Consider the following 15,276-nt stretch of genomic DNA (forward strand, 5'->3'; position numbering starts at 1 on the left):
AGGAGCTCACAGCGGGCGGCGGAACCCCTTGATCGCGAAGAAGGCACCGACCAGCAGCAGCACGGCGCTGGCTCCCACGGCGGAGAGCACCCCGGTGCCCACCGGCAGCGCCAGCGACAGGTCGCGGGAGGCGTCGACCGCGTAGGTCAGCGGGTTGACGCGGGCGACGACGCTCAACCAGTTCGGCAGCGCGTCCAGCGGCACGAACGCGCTGGAGGCGAACATCAGCGGGAACATGGCCAGAAAGCCCACGCTCTGCATGACCTCCTCCTTGCGCACCCAGGAGGCGATCGCGAGGAAGACCCAGGTCAGCGACCAGCTGACCATCAGCGCGAGCAGCCAGGCGCTGAAGGTCCCCAGCAATCCGCCCTTCGGGGAGAATCCGAACAGCACGGCGGCCGCGCACAGCAGGATCACGAGCTGCACCGCGGTGCGGAAGAGGTCGGCGAGGCTGCGGGCGAGGAGCACCGAGCCCATGCGGATCGGCAGCGCGCGGAACCGGCCGAGCACGCCGTTCTTCATGTCGGTGATCAGTCCCACGCCGGACTGCAGCGAGGCGCCGATGCCGGTGGTCACCAGGATGGCGGGCATCAGGTAGTTGATGTAGCTGCCGGTCTGGATGCTCGACATCAACGCCTTGCCGAAGACCTGGCTGAACAGCGTCAGCATGATCAGCGGCTGCAGCAGGCTGAACACGACTATCCGGGGGTCCTTCACGACCGCGCGTAAGGACCTGCCGGTCAGGACCACGATCTGGGTCCAGACGTTGGCGCCGTGCCAGTTGGCCCGATCGGGTGAGGACTCCGGCGCTTCGGTGCTGGGAGCGCTGAGTGTGCTGGTCATCTGTACTTCCCGTCGCTTATGAAGCTTTTTCGTTTCGACTGTTCGGGGAGGCCGCGCCGCACCGGCTCGCGGTGCCCGCGGGAGCCGTTCACGGGACCGGACTCCCACGCGCCGCTCCTGCCCGTGGGAACACGGAGCGACAGCGGACACGGCGCGAACCAACGGGGCAGGACCGCGCGTCACGGAGGTGAGTCGTACCGCGCCGCCGGGGTGCCGAACGCCCCGGTAGCGGAGAGCTCGGCTCAGGCGGCCGACTCGGAAGCGTGGTGGGCGAGGTTCAGGTAGACGTCGTCCAGGGTCGGCTCACCGAGGCCGAGACCGCTGACCTCGATGCCCGCCTCGTCCAGCGCGCGGACCACCACGGCGAGTTCGTGCGAGGCGTTGACCGGCGCTGTGACGGCGTGCCGCTGTTCGTCGTGCACCGGGCTGAGCCCGGCACGGCCGAGGGCTTCGAGCGCCCGGGGGGCTTCGGCCGGGTCAGCCAGGGTGGCGGTGGCGGTTCGCTGCCCCACTTCGGCCTTGAGCTCCTCGGCGGTGCCGGAAGCGACGACCTTGCCGCTGGAGAGCACCGTGATGGAGTCGGCGAGCCGGTCCGCCTCGTCGAGGTACTGAGTGGTCAGCAGCACCGTGGTGCCGTCGTCGACCAGGTTCTCCACGATCTGCCACAGCCCCATCCGGCTGGTGGGGTCCAGCCCTGTGGTGGGTTCGTCGAGGAAGATCACGTCCGGATGGCCGACGAGACTCGCCGCCAGATCCAGCCTGCGCCGCATGCCGCCGGAGTAGGTCCGCGCGGGACGTTTGGCCGCCTCGGTCAGCTCGAACAGGGTCAGCAGCTCCTCGGCCCGCTGCTTGGCGGCGCGCTTACCCGCACCGAGCAGCCTGGCGATGAGCACCAGGTTGTCCAGCCCGGACAGTTGTTCGTCCACGGCGGCGAACTGCCCGGTCAGACCGATCCGGGCGCAGACCTGCCTGCTCTGTCGCACCACGTCGTAGCCCGCGATGCGCGCGGTGCCGCCGGTCGGCGGGGAGAGCGTGCTGAGGATGTTGACCAGCGTGGTCTTGCCCGCTCCGTTGTGGCCGAGCAGACCGAGCACGTTGCCCTCGGGAACCCGCAGGCTCACATCGTCGAGAGCCTTGAACTTCCCGAAGTCCTTGGTTACGTTTTCGACCTCGATAGGCGGTCTTGCCATTGGTTTCCCTCTCACCGGTTCGGGCCGGTCGATGTCCGGGGTTTCCGCTCCACCAGCGCGCCGCGCAGCAGTACGTCGATGCGCGGGGCCAGCTTGGAGCGGGCCTCGTCGTCGCTGTTCCCGTCGAAGCTCGCGCTCAGCAGCAGGCCGAGCAGCATGGCCGCGACGTCGCGCACCGGCACTCGCAACCGCCCCTCGTCGGGGGCGATCAGCTCGGCGAACGCCTCGGTCAGTTCGAGCACGAACCGGGGTGGGCCGTGTCTGCCGGGGTGCTGTTCGCCGTGGGCCTCGTGCCGGTGCACGTCGTAGTCGGCAGCGGCCAGGTTGCGCTTCAGTTCCCCCAGGCGGGAGAAGTGGTCGAGCACCAGCACCGCCGCTTCGGTGAGCCTGGTGTCGATGGGCAGTTCCGTGGATATCTCGCTCATCCGAGCACGCACTTCGTCGGTGCGGAACGCTTCCGCCAGGCAGGCGCGGAGGAGCTCGCCCTTGTCCGCGAAGACCCGGAACACCGTCCCCTCGGCCACGTCCGCGGCCTGGGCGATCGACTTGGTGGTCACGTTCGCGCCCTGTTCGGCGAGCAGGGGCAGCGTGGCCCGGACGATCGCGGTTCGCCGTTCCTCCGAACTCATCGCCGGGGCACGGCGTCGGGGTTCCGGTGTGCTCACCCCACCACAATACTGAGTGAGTACTCACTCAGCAAACCTGAAACCGGTGTCCACCCCGCCGCCGGGGTGAACACCGCCCGCCGAGCGAGAACGGGTTCAGGCACCGGCCACACCGGCGGGCCGAACGCTGCGGCTCTCGGTCTCGTCGTCCAGCAGGAAGTCGCAGCGCTCCACGCGCCCCGCCCGAGCGCGCAGCCTGTCCACGGCGGGTTCCACCCCGACGGCGGAGGCCACCACCGTGACCGGCTCGTCGGGGAGGTCGTGCACCCGGTACTCGCCTTCCGGAGAGGTCAACATCCTGGCGATCTGGACACCACGTCCATCCGTCACGGTGACGCTGGCTCCCGGCAATGCGGCCCCGGAGCCGTCGGTCACCGCCCCGGCGAGCGTCCGCCGGTGCACGGGTTCGGGGGCCTCCAGAGCGGGATCGACGGTGACGCCGCTGTCGTCCTCGTGCTCGTACTCCGCCTGGACCTCCCGCTCAGCCCCCTCGTTCCGCTGCCCGGCCGTGTCCCGCTCGGGTGCGTGGGCCGCCGCGAGCCGCTTGGCGCGGAAGTGGTTGAAGGTGACCAGTGCGGCGCCGAACACGAACCAGGCACACAGCACCAGCGTGCTGCGCAGCGCCCCAGTGCCGTCGAAGTAGAGGATGCCACGCATCGCGTCCACGGCGCTGCCCAGCGGCATGACGTAGTGCAGGAACTGGAAGAGCGGGTGCACGAAGTGCAGCGGGACCGCACCCCCGCTGGATGGCATGCTCAGCAGCACGAAGATTCCGATGGCGACCCCGGGGATGAACTGCTTGACGATCGGCACCAGCCCGTACACCGTCCAGACGATCCCCTGCGTGAGCAGGAAGCCGATCAACAGCAGCAGCGGATCGTTGTAGATGACGTCCAACGACAGGGCGGTGAAGTAGCAGACCAGGGACGACACCGCGCCGAAACCGACCATCGCTCCCAGCTTCTGCCGGGTGGTCAACTCCGCCCGCAGCAGCATCATCACCAGGATGTAAGGGGGGATGTTCATGGCCATCAGGCAGTAGAACAGCCCCGTCCCCATCACGTCACCGGGAGCCGTGGATGCCAGATCGGTCAGCGTCAGCTGCTGCCCCGACTGCGCGGCCACCGGCGCGAAGGACTGCCGCAGCATCTGCACGGCCATCCTGCCGTTGGCGCTGGCGTAGAACATCTCCCCGTCGGAGGGGTCGTAGGCGGCGACGACGTCCCGGTCTCGCACAGCCTGCCGGGCGGCCCCCTCGTCGGGCACCGAGGAGATGTCGTAGCCGTCGGGAACCGAGTCGTCGAACGAGATCTGGATACTCGCCGCCGCCCGGTCACCGACCACGGCCACCGGCACGTTGTGCGGCGCGGGGGCGTGGAACGGGATCAGATAGAACACCATGAACCCGACGACGAAGAACATCGGGAACCACAGTGTCGACACCAGCTTGCGAGCCAACGACTTCAGCTCTTCCTTGGGCACACCGGCTCCTCGCCACGACTGCGGAAAGATTGCGAGCGGTTGCGAGCGGTGGGCCGTGTCGAGGCACTGGCCGATCACCGACGCGACGGGACGCCTAACGCGTCGAGCACTACTGTAGCATTTTTATGCAGAGACTGCAAAAATGCATCCGCGCACCTTAACTGTGAGGGCCTCACGCGCCCGGTTTGTCCGGCCGCGAACGGCCCCACTACGATGAACCCCCAGCTCAGCAGCGTCGCGGCATCGCAGCAGCCAGGGAGAGCGCAAATGGCCAGGTCAGCGCGCACCGCCCCCAGCACGGCGACCCCCTCGCCGAATCACGGGGCGGGCGAGACCGGCACCGGCGGACTGCGGGAACGCAAGAAGCGCGCGACCAGACAGGCCCTGCAGCAGGCCGCCGTCCGGCTGTTCCGCGACCACGGCACGGGCGCGGTCACGGTCGACGACATCTGCGCCCACGCCGACGTCTCCCCGAGGACGTTCTTCAACTACTTCACCTCCAAGGAGGAAGTGCTCGTCCCCTGGGACCGGGAGACCATCGACAACACCGCCGCCCGCGTCCTGGGACGTCCTCCCGAGGAGGAGCCCCTCGAAGCGGCCGAAGCCGTGCTGGGCGAGGCCATCGAGACGGCCATGAACGGGCCCACCTGGCGGGACCAGGCCGTGGTGCTCCGCCACCACCCCGAACTGATCGAAAAGGTCGTGACCGCTTTCCGCGCACTGGAAGCCGCACTGGTCGAGGGATTCGCGCAACGGCTCGGCCGGGCGAGTGAGGACGTCTACGTGCGGCTGCTCGCCGCGACGGCCATCACCACGCTGCGGGTCTCGGTGCAGAGCTGGCAGGACTCCGAAGCCGGGGAAAGCATGCGCCACTACCTGGCGGAGAACTTCGAACGGCTGCGGCGGGGGCTGCGGCCGGACGAACTCGGCTGACCGGGGGCAGGGGACCCCGCGAACACCAAGTATCGGCCGGAACGCTCCCGGTGGCCGCACCGAGCTCTCCCGGCCGCCGGAAGGCGAATCCGCGCCGTCACCGCCCGCGGCAGCACGCGTCGTTTCCGCACTATTGTGCTCGCCCGGTGCGAGAAAAGATCGACTGATGATACTCGTCGAAAAACGATCGAGCGTGTTGGAGCGACACGCGTTACGGTGCTTGACACTGACCGATTACCGCACCCATCAGCGATACGAACCGAGAGCCTCCGGCGGGAGTTCGTGCGGAGCGAGCACTCCGGGTGTGCGGACACGTACGGCCGGAAGCGCGGGAAATCGCGGTTCGATCGAAGCGTGAACACATAGAGCATGCGAACGGCCACGACGATCGCCAGCTCCCACGGGCGACAACCGAGCACCCGGGCGAGTTCTATATCATAAGCCCTGAAACCCGAGACTGATTCAAAAACGACTACTCACACTGTTCTTGCGGTGAGAGGGGTAACAGTGGCGGTCACCGAAACGACGCGGGACAAGGAATCTTCTCAGTTATTTTCCAGTGGCGCGATACCGAACCGATCGGAAAAGCGGGAAACCGCGTTGGTGGCCGGTGGTGCCGCACTGCTCGCCGGACTCGTGTTCATGCTCGTGCGGGGCGGGCTCACCGACGATGCCTACATCACCATCGACTTCGCACGCAACCTGGCCTTTCACGGCCACTGGGGAATGATCCAGGAAGAGTTCTCCAACACCGCCACCTCACCGCTGAACGTGCTGGCACTGGCAGCGCTGACCTTCCTGCTACGACAGCCCGTGCTGGCGCTGGGCGTACTTTTCGTGCTCGCCAACGCGGTCCTGGCCGTGACACTGCACCGCTCCGCACGGCACAGTGGTTTTTCGCGCCTGACCGTGGTCCTCGGCACGCTGCTCGTACTGACCAACCCGTTCCTACTCTCCTCGGTCGGGTTGGAGATGACCCTGGCCTCCGCGCTGCTGGGACTGCTACTGCTCGGAGCCACCACACACAACCGAGTGCTGTTCGGCGCGGCGGCCGGACTACTCGCGTTGACCAGACCGGATCTGGGCATCTTCGTCGTGGTGCTGCTGTTGGGCCGTCCCGCGCTGTGGCGGAGATTCTGGCGCTGGCTGGTGCCCGCCTGCCTCGTCTCGCTGCCCTGGTTCGGCTTCAGCTGGTTCGTGTTCGGCTCGGCCGTGCCCGACACGCTGGTACTCAAGCAGATGCAGGAAGCCTGGGGTAGCTGGGACTTCGGCAACGGACTGCGACTGTACTATGAAGTGTATCCCACCGCGACCACCGCGGCGCTGGTCACCGCGGCGCTCGGGGTGCTCGCGCTGCCGGTGTGGCTGGTGACACGACTGCTGCGCAACACCGCGGCGCACAAGCTGCACCCCTGGGCGCTCATGGGAGTGGGCGGGATCGCGCACTTCTACGCCTACACCACGCTCGGGGTTCCGCCGTACCACTGGTACTACGTTCCGAGCATGCTCGGGCTCACGATGTTCCTCGCCGGTGTGATCGGAGCCACTTCGGCGGTGGCCGCCCGACACCGGCGACGAATTCCGATGCTGGCCGCGACCGTGGCGGTGGTCCTGGGAACCGCGGTGTTCGCCAACCAGGCCAGGGTCGCGGTGGAAACCGGGACGCCCTGGCAGCGCGCCACGATCACGACCAACTGGGCGACGCCGTCGGATTATGCCAGAATCGGGAACCTGCTGAAGGAGGAGATCGGCGACGCCACGGTGCGCAGTCCAGGGGAGATCGGCACCCTGGCCTACTTCTGCGAGTGTTCCATAGTGGACGGTTTGGCCGACCGCGGAATCCTGACTCCCGACATCAACAAACGCATCGCGGAGGCCGGGCCGGTTACCGCCACCCTGCTCCGCGCGAACTACCGGAACTTCACCCCCGTGGAACCGCGAGAGGTCGACTACGTACTGACCAGGGTCATGGGACGCGGACCCGCCCCGGCCTGGAACATCGACTCACCGTGGACCGAGCCCTCGCACCTCGTGCTCAAGAAGGTGGACCAGTGAGCTCTTCGGCGGGAGCGGAACCTCACTCGGGCACCGGGTCGGACATCGGGTTGGGCTGCGGCAGGTAGACCTCCCCCTCCTCGGGACGCAGCCGCATGGTGATCAGCGCTTTCTGCGGCAGTTCCGGCGCGAGCAGCGCGCCCAGGTCCGCCGCGAGCGCCGCACCACCCCGTGACCGGACACGCACGGCGAGCCCGGTGATCACCTCCCGCAGGATCCCCCAGGACCGCACGGGGACCAACCCGCAGGACCGCCACAGCAGGTGGACCACCTCGGCCAGGTTGGCCTGCAACGTGGCGTGGCACGTCTTGGCGTGCAGCGCGCTCGGGTCGTCAACGCTCGTGACTCCCGGGCGGCTCGTCGGGACCGCGTGGCCCGCCGCGCGCAACCTCCCCGGGTGGATCCGCACCCCGGCGAAGTCGCGCAGCAGCAACCGCACGGGCCGGGAACCCCGCACCACCACCAGCACGTTCTGCAGGTGCGCCTCCAGCGCGATGCCGTAGCACGACATCAGCGGCAGGGTGCTCGACAGCAGCGCCTCCGCGTACTCCCGCAGGAACCAGCGGGCCGCCTCCGGGCGCGCGACGCCGTGGCGTCGGGCCCTGGCCGCGACGAGTTCCCCCAGCAGGGGCTCTCCCGACACGGGGGAACGCAGCAGCAGCGCCGAGGCGGTGACGGCCTGCTCTCCCGCGCCGAGCGAGTCGGCGGGGTCCTGCCGCAACAGCGCCGACAGACCGCGTGCCCGGCCCGCCCGCGCCGACGACCCCTCCGGGGGTTCGAAGGCGATCCCCGCCAGGTCGGGAACGATCTCCGCCCGCCCCCTGAGAACCGGGTCCCGCGCGAACAGCTCCCCGAGCAGCGCGCTGACCCGAGGACCGTCCCGAGTGCTCTCCGGAGCGATGGTGCGCCTGGCCGAGGTCAGCAGCACGTCCAGCGCCGTTTTGACGGTCAACCGCCGCCCGTGCCTGCCGGGTTGGGCGGTCACCAGGGTGCGCGTCGAGGAGGTGGGCCTGCAGGGCAGCCGCACCTCGTGGAGCGGAAGCAACGCCCCCGAGGCGAGCTCGGCCGGGTACTCGCGCGGCACGGCGTTGCGCAGCTGCCACGGGTGCACCGGCACCAGCTGGTACTCGGCGGGGTCGCGTCCCCGTTCCGACAGCGCCGCGCGCGCTCGCGCGAACGGTTCGGGGAAGTGCTCGGCGAGCAGTTCCCCGACCGAACTTCCGCCCCCGTGCGGGGTGGAGCGGAAGTAGCCCTCGCGCAGGGCCACGAACTCCACGTCGACCGTCCTCGCCGCCTCGGCCGAGTAGCTCACCGAGTCCGCGACGGAGAAACCGCCGCGAACCCTGCCGCAGGGGTGGATGTTGTGCCCCTCGCAGCTCAGCGAGTCCAGGTCGAGGGTGACCTCACTGGCGGAACGTCCGGTGCCCAGCGTGCGCAGCAGGTCACCGGTGTCGAGGCGTGCCGCCCGCAGCGCCACGGCGGCCGCGTTGCGGCGCGCGGCCGCGCGGGACAGCGCCAGGTTGCGCGCCGAGTCGGCCAGCTCCTGACGCAGCCTGTCCCAGCCCGCGACCTCGGGCTCGGTCCCCGGATCACGACGCAGCGTGTCCACCAGTCGCCGCGGCCGGTCCAGTTCCACGGCGGTGACGCCGTCGTCGAACAACACCGGACGGCGTACCCGGTACAGCCCGAACGAGGCTCCCGACTCGCACACCGCCGCGAGCGTTCCCGCGGCCAGCCGCACCACGACCAGCTCGCCCTCCCCGGCTCGTAGCGATGGCCCCAGCATCCGGGCGGCGTCGCGCCCCGTTCGCAGCCGGCTCGCCAACGAGGTGGCGTCGCCCCACGCCACCGGCAGCCGAAAGGTCTCCACCGTGCCGGGCAGCAGCCGTTCGCGCAGCAACGCGGCGAACGCCCGGCGGGTGGTGTCCCCCCGCGCACATGGCAGTTCCGCCGAGCAGCTCTCGGCCAGCCGGGGATCCCTGGCGCGCAGCTCGCGCAGCATCACCTCCTCCTCGGGGTCCGGTGAGGCGGAGTCGCCGAGTCCAGGAGCCCCACCGGGCAGAACGAGCTCGCCGGTCATACGGCCGACAACGGGTTCGGGGCGGGTATGTAGCGCTGGTCGGTCACCAGCCCGGACAACCGCATCCCCAGCATCGTCTTGAGCCGCCACGGTCGCCGCAGCAGGGCATCCGCGTCGTGGGCGCAGTCGTCGGCCTCCTCCCGGCAGCACGCGGTGGAGCGCAACCGGTCGAATACCTCGCCCACGCTGTCCCGCACCACCCGCCACAGCGGGTCCTCCGAGCACCCCGTCGCGGCGGCCGCCGCGGCCACGAGCTCGCCGAGGTGGTTGCCGAACAGTGGAAAGTACAGTTTGTCGCGCAGTGCCGCCGGGTCCGCACTCGCCAGCGCGGAGTCCTCGTGGGGCCGGAACCGGTGGCCGCGCCGCCGGAGCCTGTCGGACAGCACCCGGACACCGCCGATGTCCCGCACGAGGAACCGGTGCGGCAGCCCCTCGCGCAGCACCAGCACGGTGTTCTGCGGGTGCGGCTCCAGCGCGATGCCGTAGCGCACCAGCAGTCCCAGCAACGGGAGCAGCCCCAGGCCGAGGTGCAGCCGCAGCCAGTGCCGCGCGGTGTCGAGCCGGGGGGCCGAGGGGGCGCGGAACCTCCGGTCCCGCCGGGCGGGGTCGGAGTCGGCCAGCACGTCGGCGAGCACGGTGTTCCCGGTCAGCGGGGAACGGGCGAGCAGGGCGGCCACCGGCAGCGCGATCTCACCCGGGGCGGTCGAAGCGGCGGGGTGTTCCCGCAGCACCGCCGCCAGGGAGCGGGCACGCGCCCGGTCGCGCTCCGGCTCCCCCGTCGAGTGAGCGGGCAGGTATCCGACCGAGGCCAGCTCCCGGCACACCGTGAAGAGCGGACGCCCCGCCCCGTCCCGGGGCGCGACTTCCGGGTCCCGCGCCGCGATCCGGTCGAACAGCGCGGACAGGCGCGGTCCGTTGTGGACAGCGCCCGGCGAGATCCCGCGCACCGCACCGGTCAGGCGCACCTCGACGGCGGTCTTGATCTGGAGTCCCGGCGGGTGCTCCGGTTCGCGGGCCTCCAGCGTGCGCAGGGACATCAGTGGTCGGGCCGGTACGGAGGATTCGAGCGGAACCGCAGTTCCCGTCGTGAGCAGCTCCCCGTGCAGTTCGGGGAGGGCGAAACGCAGCTGGTGGGGGTGCACCGGGACCGGGACGTAGTCGGTGGGCGACAGTCCGAGGGCGAGCAGTTCCGAGTCCGCCGCCGCGCTCGCCCGGGGGAAAGCGGCCCGCAGCTCGCGTCGGACCGCCCCGGCTCCGTCGAGTTCACCGGTGTGATCGGCGCCGGAAACGGCGTGCCGGGCGAGCGCCACCAGCGGCACGTCGAACCCGACCCCGAACTCGGGGGCGTAGCGACTCGCGTCCGTTGTGGACATACCTGTCCTGGTCTTGGCGACGGGCTGCATCGGGTGCCCGTCGATCACCCACTGCTCGAAGGCGCTCAGCAGCGGGTCCGCCGCGCCGTGCTCCGCGCGCAGCGCCGCCACGAGCGCGGCGAACGGGGCCGAACCACCTTCGTTCCCGGACACCGAGGCGCGGAGCCTCCGGGCGCGGACCCGCTCGGCACGCAGCGCACGGTCCAGCCCGGTCACGCCCTCCGCGAGGTCCGAGCGCAGCCGCCGCCAGCTCGCCGGGTCACCGCCGAGCAGCCCCAGCCGCAGCAGCACGTCGATCAGTTCCACCGGATCGCGCACCACGCGGGTGGCGACGGCCCCCGCCTCCGACAGCGTGACCGGGCCGGTGGGGGCGAGCCTGCCCGTCGCGGTCACCCTGACCAGCGGGAGCCGCAGACCGCGTTCGGCGGCCCGGCCGGGGTCGAGCAGCTTCTCCCTGACCAGGGAGGAGACCAACCGGGCCAGTACGACCGCCCTGGCGGAGGACGGGGCAGAGGCGCGGTAGTCGGTGGCCGGAAAGCCAGGGTCCCCGCGAGTGCCCGCGACGTGCTGTACCGCCGCGTGGGCAGCGGACACCGCGATATCCGCGCGATCTGTGCTCACCCCCTCAGCCTGATCACCGACCGCACCTGGAGCAACCGCCCGGCGGGCAACTCACCCGCTTTGCGTAACCGGTTCGGGAACCGGTGGACCGGGGCGTCGTGGCGACCGGAACCGATCACCCTTCCGTGGCCCGCTCCAACCTGGTCAGATCGAAGTAGCACCACCCCCAGTGCTCGTCCGGCTCGGCCGAGGCCACGACCGGGTGAGCACACGTCTCGGCGTGAGCGCTGGCGTGCCGGTGCGGCGAGGAGTCGCAGCACCCCACGTTCCCGCAGTGCAGGCACGTCCGCAGGTGCACCCAGTCCCGCTCGCCCAGTCGCAGGCACTCCGTGCATCCCGCCGAGGACGGCAGCACGGGCCCGATCTCGGAGACGTGCGGGCAGGCCGTGGCCGGGTCGGCGCGGAAATCCACGGGAACGCTGGGGTCAGGGTGATCGGATCGGTCGATCTCACCGAGACGCCGCAGCACCGCGTCGGCCAGCGGGCGCGTCACGGCTTCGACCGTGTCCACGATCCGCTCCACCCCGGCGGGGACGAGTTCGGCCGCACCGGCCCGGTCGGTCGGGCGCACCACCACCGGCGTCCCGGGAACGAACCGCGTCACCACGGCGGCGACCCGAGCGGCCTGCTCACCGGTGTTCTCGCAGATGACCACCAGCCGGGCCGTCGAGAGGCCCGCCTCGTGCAGCACGTTGCCGTGCGAGGGGTCGCCACGCACCACCCTGTCCGCCCGCCGCTCGGCGTCGGCGGCCAGCTCGGGGCCGAGGGTGATCACCGCCACCGGGAGTCCCCGCGCGCGCAGCTCGGTGGTCAGCCCGGCGGCCACCTCTCCCCATCCGGAGATCAGCACCTCTCCACCGGTGGTCGGTTCCGAGCACCGCGCTTCCCGCTCGGTGGTGGGACGACGACGCCGCAGCGCCTCCGCCAGCCGCTCCCCCGCCGCGGCCAGCGCGGGGGTGAGGATCATCAGGGTGACGGTGACCGCCACCAGCACCTGCTCCCCGTCCGGCCCCATCTCCAGCGGTTCCAACCCGGCGCTCCGCCCGGCGCGCTGCAGCACGAACGAGAACTCGCCGATCTGGGCCAGCAGGAATCCTCCCGCCACGGCGGTGGGCAGCCCTACCCGCAGCGCCAGCAGCGCCACCCCACCCGTGATCACCTTGAGCAGCACGACCGCCGCCGCCAGCAGCAGGACCAGCCACCACATCCGCAGCACGGCTCGCAGGTCGACCAGCATCCCGATGGAGACGAAGAAGGCCGCGCTGAACAGGATCTGCAGCGGCAGCACCTCGCCGAGCGCGTGCGAGCTGTGCCTGGACTCGCTGACCACCAGCCCCGCGAGGAAGGCGCCGAGCGCCACGCTCACCCCGGCCAGCGAGGTCAGCCAGGCGGTTCCCAGCCCGATGGCCACCACGGCCAGCAGGAACACTTCCGGGGAACACGTGCGCGCCACGCGCTCCAGCAGCGGCGGCATCACCCTGCGCGCCACCACCAGCACCACCACGAGCACCACCAGCGCGGTGCCCAGCGCCCGTAGCAGCCCCAGCGATCCGCCGTCGGCCCGGTCCCCGAGCAACGGGACGACCAGCACCATGACCACCACGGCCAGGTCCTGGAAGACGAGGGTGGCGATCGAGGTGGCGCCCACCGTCGTGGTGGTGCGTCCCGAGGCGGACAGCACCTTGAGCACGATCGCGGTGGAGGACAGCGCCACGAGCAGCCCGGTCAGCACGGCGGCGCGCCACCCGACGCCGAAGGCCGTCGACACCGCCGCGGTCAGTCCCACGGTGAGCACGACCTGGACACCGCCGCCGAGCAGCACGTAGCGACGGATCGAGGCCATGCGGTCCAGCGAGAACTCGATGCCGATGGTGAACAGCAGCAGCATCACACCGATGTCGGCCGCCGCGCGGACCACCTCGGAGTCCGAGACCAGCCCCAGCTGGTGGGGACCGATCAGCACCCCGGCCAGCAGGAATCCCACGATGGGCACGATCCGCAGCCGGATGCTGAGGTAGCCGATCAGGCCCGCCGCGCACAGCAGCGCCACGACCGGCCCCAGGTAGCCGGTGGTCTCACCGGCGGCGAGCACCATGCTGAGTCACCTCGCTTCGTCCCGTTCCGGGATCCCTGCTTACGCGAGGAGGGGTGAGCTCGCACGCGGGATCCGGGCCGCGGACGCGTTCCGGCCACCGCCGAGCCCTCCTCCTCCGGTAGCGACGGGTCGGCTCCGTGCGCTCGGATGCGTAATCGGACCCGGTGCGGGGTAGGCCTCCGTCACCGGACGAGAACGGGCGAACGGGGAGGAACGGGAATGGCCAACACCGCCCACTTCATCACCACGGGCGATAACGGGAACCCGATGGTGACGGTGCGCGACGACCGGGGTGCCGAGGTGACCGAGCTGGAGCTGCCGCCGACGGCCTCGGAACCGCAGCGGGTCGATGACGAGCTGCTCGCCGCCGGCTGGTCGCGCAGCGCCGACTGGACCACCGCCTCCGACGGCTGGGTGGCTCCTGTCGTGCCCGCCTGAACACCGGCGCCGGGGGTTTCGAACCGACGAGCCGGAGCACAGTCGTTCCGGTTCGGAGGTGACCCCCGAGCCGCCGCGCGGCAAGGGGCGGCCCACCGCCCACGGGACCCGCAGCAGCACCGGGAAGGGCATCGAGCACGGCTGAGGTGGCGGCCATCTCCCGAGGGATCGGGATCTCCCGTGCCACACCACTTCGTCGTCCGGCGGCCGGGAGAGAGGTCGCCGGGGATGGAACGTCGCTCACGGGGTGGCCGCCCACTGACACCACGGGGGACTCGCGGCGTGCCCATCCACGAACACCGAGGTGACAAGGCGTCCCCGGCGTAGAAGGGAGTGTGCGGTGCCGCTACTGGGGTTGGTCAGTGATCCGGACTTTCCGAGCGACATCGCCGAATCGCTGGCCGGGAGTCTGCCGGAGCGACTGGGTGAGAGCTTCAACGGGGACGAGTGGACGGTCGAGGTGGTCAGCGACCCGGTGGCGGCGGGCCGCAGCAGTGGCAAGGAGATCCTGGACGCGACCGAGCGGCAACGTGAGCTGCACGGCTGGGATTACGCGGTCGGCGTGACCGATCTGCCGCTGCGGCGGGCCAGGAACCCGGTGCTGGCCGACATCGGTGCGGAGCACGAACGGGTCGCGGTGATCTCGCTGCCCGCTCTCGGAGGGTTCCAGCCGCAGCGCAGGGCCAGACAACTGCTGGTCAACGTGCTCGGCGAGCTGACCGACAGTGGAGATCGGAGCGGCAGCGGACTCTACAGCGGGCCCACCGAGTTGCTGGCCCCGATCCGGCGGGAGCGCGCCGACAGCGAGTCGATCGCGGTGCGGTACCGCTCGACGAAGCGGCGCGGCCGGGCACGGCTGCTCTCCGGGATGGTGCGCAGCAACACGCCGTGGCGGCTGGTGCTGGGGATGTCCGGGGCGCTGGCCGCGGCGCTGGCCACCTCGGTGTTCGCGCTGACGTCGAGCACGGTCTGGCAGATCGCCGACATGCTGGGGCCCTGGCGTCAGATCCTGGTCGTCGTGCTGGCGGTGGCGCTGATGGCGACCTGGCTGATCGTGACCCACAACCTGTGGGAGAAACCCGAATACACCGCTGACCGGGAACAACGGCTACTGTACAACTCCTCCACCGCCATAACGATCGTGACCGGCGTCAGCTGCCTGTACGTGGTGCTGTTCGTCATCAACCTGGCCGGCGGCCTCTTCCTGATCGATCCGGAGCTGCTGAGCAGCAAGCTCGGCGGCGGTATCGGGTTCGGCAACTACCTCGGACTGGCGTGGGCCGCCACGTCGATGGGGGTGGCCGCGGGTGCGCTCGGCTCCGGGCTGGAGGACGACGCCACGGTTCGCCGCGCCGCCTACGGCTACCGGGAAGCGCAGCGCCGGGCCAACCAGCAGCGGGCGGAACGCGCGGACGAGGCTGACGGGGACTCGGGTGGTGAGCGGTGAGCCGGATCGCGCTCCGGCCGCGCGGGACTGGCGACCGGCCGCCCCGGTCGCGCA

The 15,276-nt window shown here is 70.6% G+C and carries 11 protein-coding genes; 4 read left to right on the forward strand and 7 right to left on the reverse strand.

The window, feature by feature from the left end; translation table 11 throughout:
- Window positions 1-6: 6 nt before the first annotated feature.
- The 4 genes from BLQ75_RS01100 to BLQ75_RS01115 all read right to left on the reverse strand — a co-directional run bounded on the left by BLQ75_RS01100 (window position 7) and on the right by BLQ75_RS01115 (window position 4,180).
- A complete protein-coding gene (locus BLQ75_RS01100; RefSeq protein ID WP_092596360.1) occupies window positions 7-843 on the reverse strand; it encodes an ABC transporter permease in 837 nt (278 codons plus the stop codon).
- A 242-nt stretch (window positions 844-1,085) separates the two neighbouring features.
- Window positions 1,086-2,033, reverse strand: coding sequence for an ATP-binding cassette domain-containing protein (locus BLQ75_RS01105; RefSeq protein WP_092596363.1), 948 nt, complete (start codon window positions 2,031-2,033; stop codon window positions 1,086-1,088).
- A gap of 11 nt (window positions 2,034-2,044) precedes the next feature.
- A complete protein-coding gene (locus BLQ75_RS01110; RefSeq protein WP_244515146.1) occupies window positions 2,045-2,698 on the reverse strand; it encodes a TetR/AcrR family transcriptional regulator in 654 nt (217 codons plus the stop codon).
- Between the two features lie 96 nt (window positions 2,699-2,794).
- Complete coding sequence (locus BLQ75_RS01115; RefSeq protein ID WP_244515147.1) at window positions 2,795-4,180, reverse strand: carboxypeptidase regulatory-like domain-containing protein; 1,386 nt, start codon at window positions 4,178-4,180, stop codon at window positions 2,795-2,797.
- 267 nt (window positions 4,181-4,447) lie between these two features.
- Here BLQ75_RS01115 and BLQ75_RS01120 point away from each other — a divergent pair, with 267 nt between their 5' ends.
- Both BLQ75_RS01120 and BLQ75_RS01125 read left to right on the forward strand, forming a co-directional pair.
- Window positions 4,448-5,113, forward strand: a complete 666-nt coding sequence (locus BLQ75_RS01120) for a TetR/AcrR family transcriptional regulator (RefSeq protein ID WP_092596369.1) — start codon at window positions 4,448-4,450, stop codon at window positions 5,111-5,113.
- Window positions 5,114-5,716: 603 nt separating this feature from the next.
- On the forward strand, window positions 5,717-7,168 hold the full coding sequence (locus BLQ75_RS01125; RefSeq protein ID WP_244515196.1) for a DUF2079 domain-containing protein: 1,452 nt from the start codon (window positions 5,717-5,719) through the stop codon (window positions 7,166-7,168).
- A gap of 22 nt (window positions 7,169-7,190) precedes the next feature.
- Here the strand turns inward: BLQ75_RS01125 and BLQ75_RS01130 are convergent, their stop codons facing one another.
- The 3 genes from BLQ75_RS01130 to BLQ75_RS01140 form a co-directional block, all read right to left on the reverse strand.
- Window positions 7,191-9,248: an IucA/IucC family protein gene (locus BLQ75_RS01130; RefSeq protein WP_244515148.1), complete on the reverse strand. Its 2,058-nt coding sequence runs from the start codon at window positions 9,246-9,248 to the stop codon at window positions 7,191-7,193.
- Window positions 9,245-11,242 carry an IucA/IucC family protein gene (locus BLQ75_RS01135; RefSeq protein ID WP_170837261.1) on the reverse strand — a complete coding sequence of 666 codons (1,998 nt, stop codon included), beginning with the start codon at window positions 11,240-11,242 and terminating at the stop codon, window positions 9,245-9,247. The genes BLQ75_RS01130 and BLQ75_RS01135 overlap by 4 nt, the downstream gene beginning before the upstream one ends.
- A 115-nt stretch (window positions 11,243-11,357) precedes the next feature.
- Window positions 11,358-13,337 carry a cation:proton antiporter domain-containing protein gene (locus BLQ75_RS01140; RefSeq protein ID WP_092596375.1) on the reverse strand — a complete coding sequence of 660 codons (1,980 nt, stop codon included), beginning with the start codon at window positions 13,335-13,337 and terminating at the stop codon, window positions 11,358-11,360.
- A gap of 219 nt (window positions 13,338-13,556) precedes the next feature.
- Here BLQ75_RS01140 and BLQ75_RS01145 point away from each other — a divergent pair, with 219 nt between their 5' ends.
- Window positions 13,557-13,775, forward strand: a complete 219-nt coding sequence (locus BLQ75_RS01145; protein WP_092596378.1) for a hypothetical protein — start codon at window positions 13,557-13,559, stop codon at window positions 13,773-13,775.
- Between the two features lie 340 nt (window positions 13,776-14,115).
- Window positions 14,116-15,222 (forward strand): hypothetical protein, encoded by a 1,107-nt coding sequence (locus tag BLQ75_RS01150; RefSeq protein ID WP_092596381.1) that lies wholly within the window; start codon window positions 14,116-14,118, stop codon window positions 15,220-15,222.
- Window positions 15,223-15,276: the final 54 nt, after the last annotated feature.

Origin of the sequence: Actinopolyspora xinjiangensis (assembly GCF_900104475.1) — a bacterium.
Lineage (GTDB): Bacteria > Actinomycetota > Actinomycetes > Mycobacteriales > Pseudonocardiaceae > Actinopolyspora > Actinopolyspora xinjiangensis.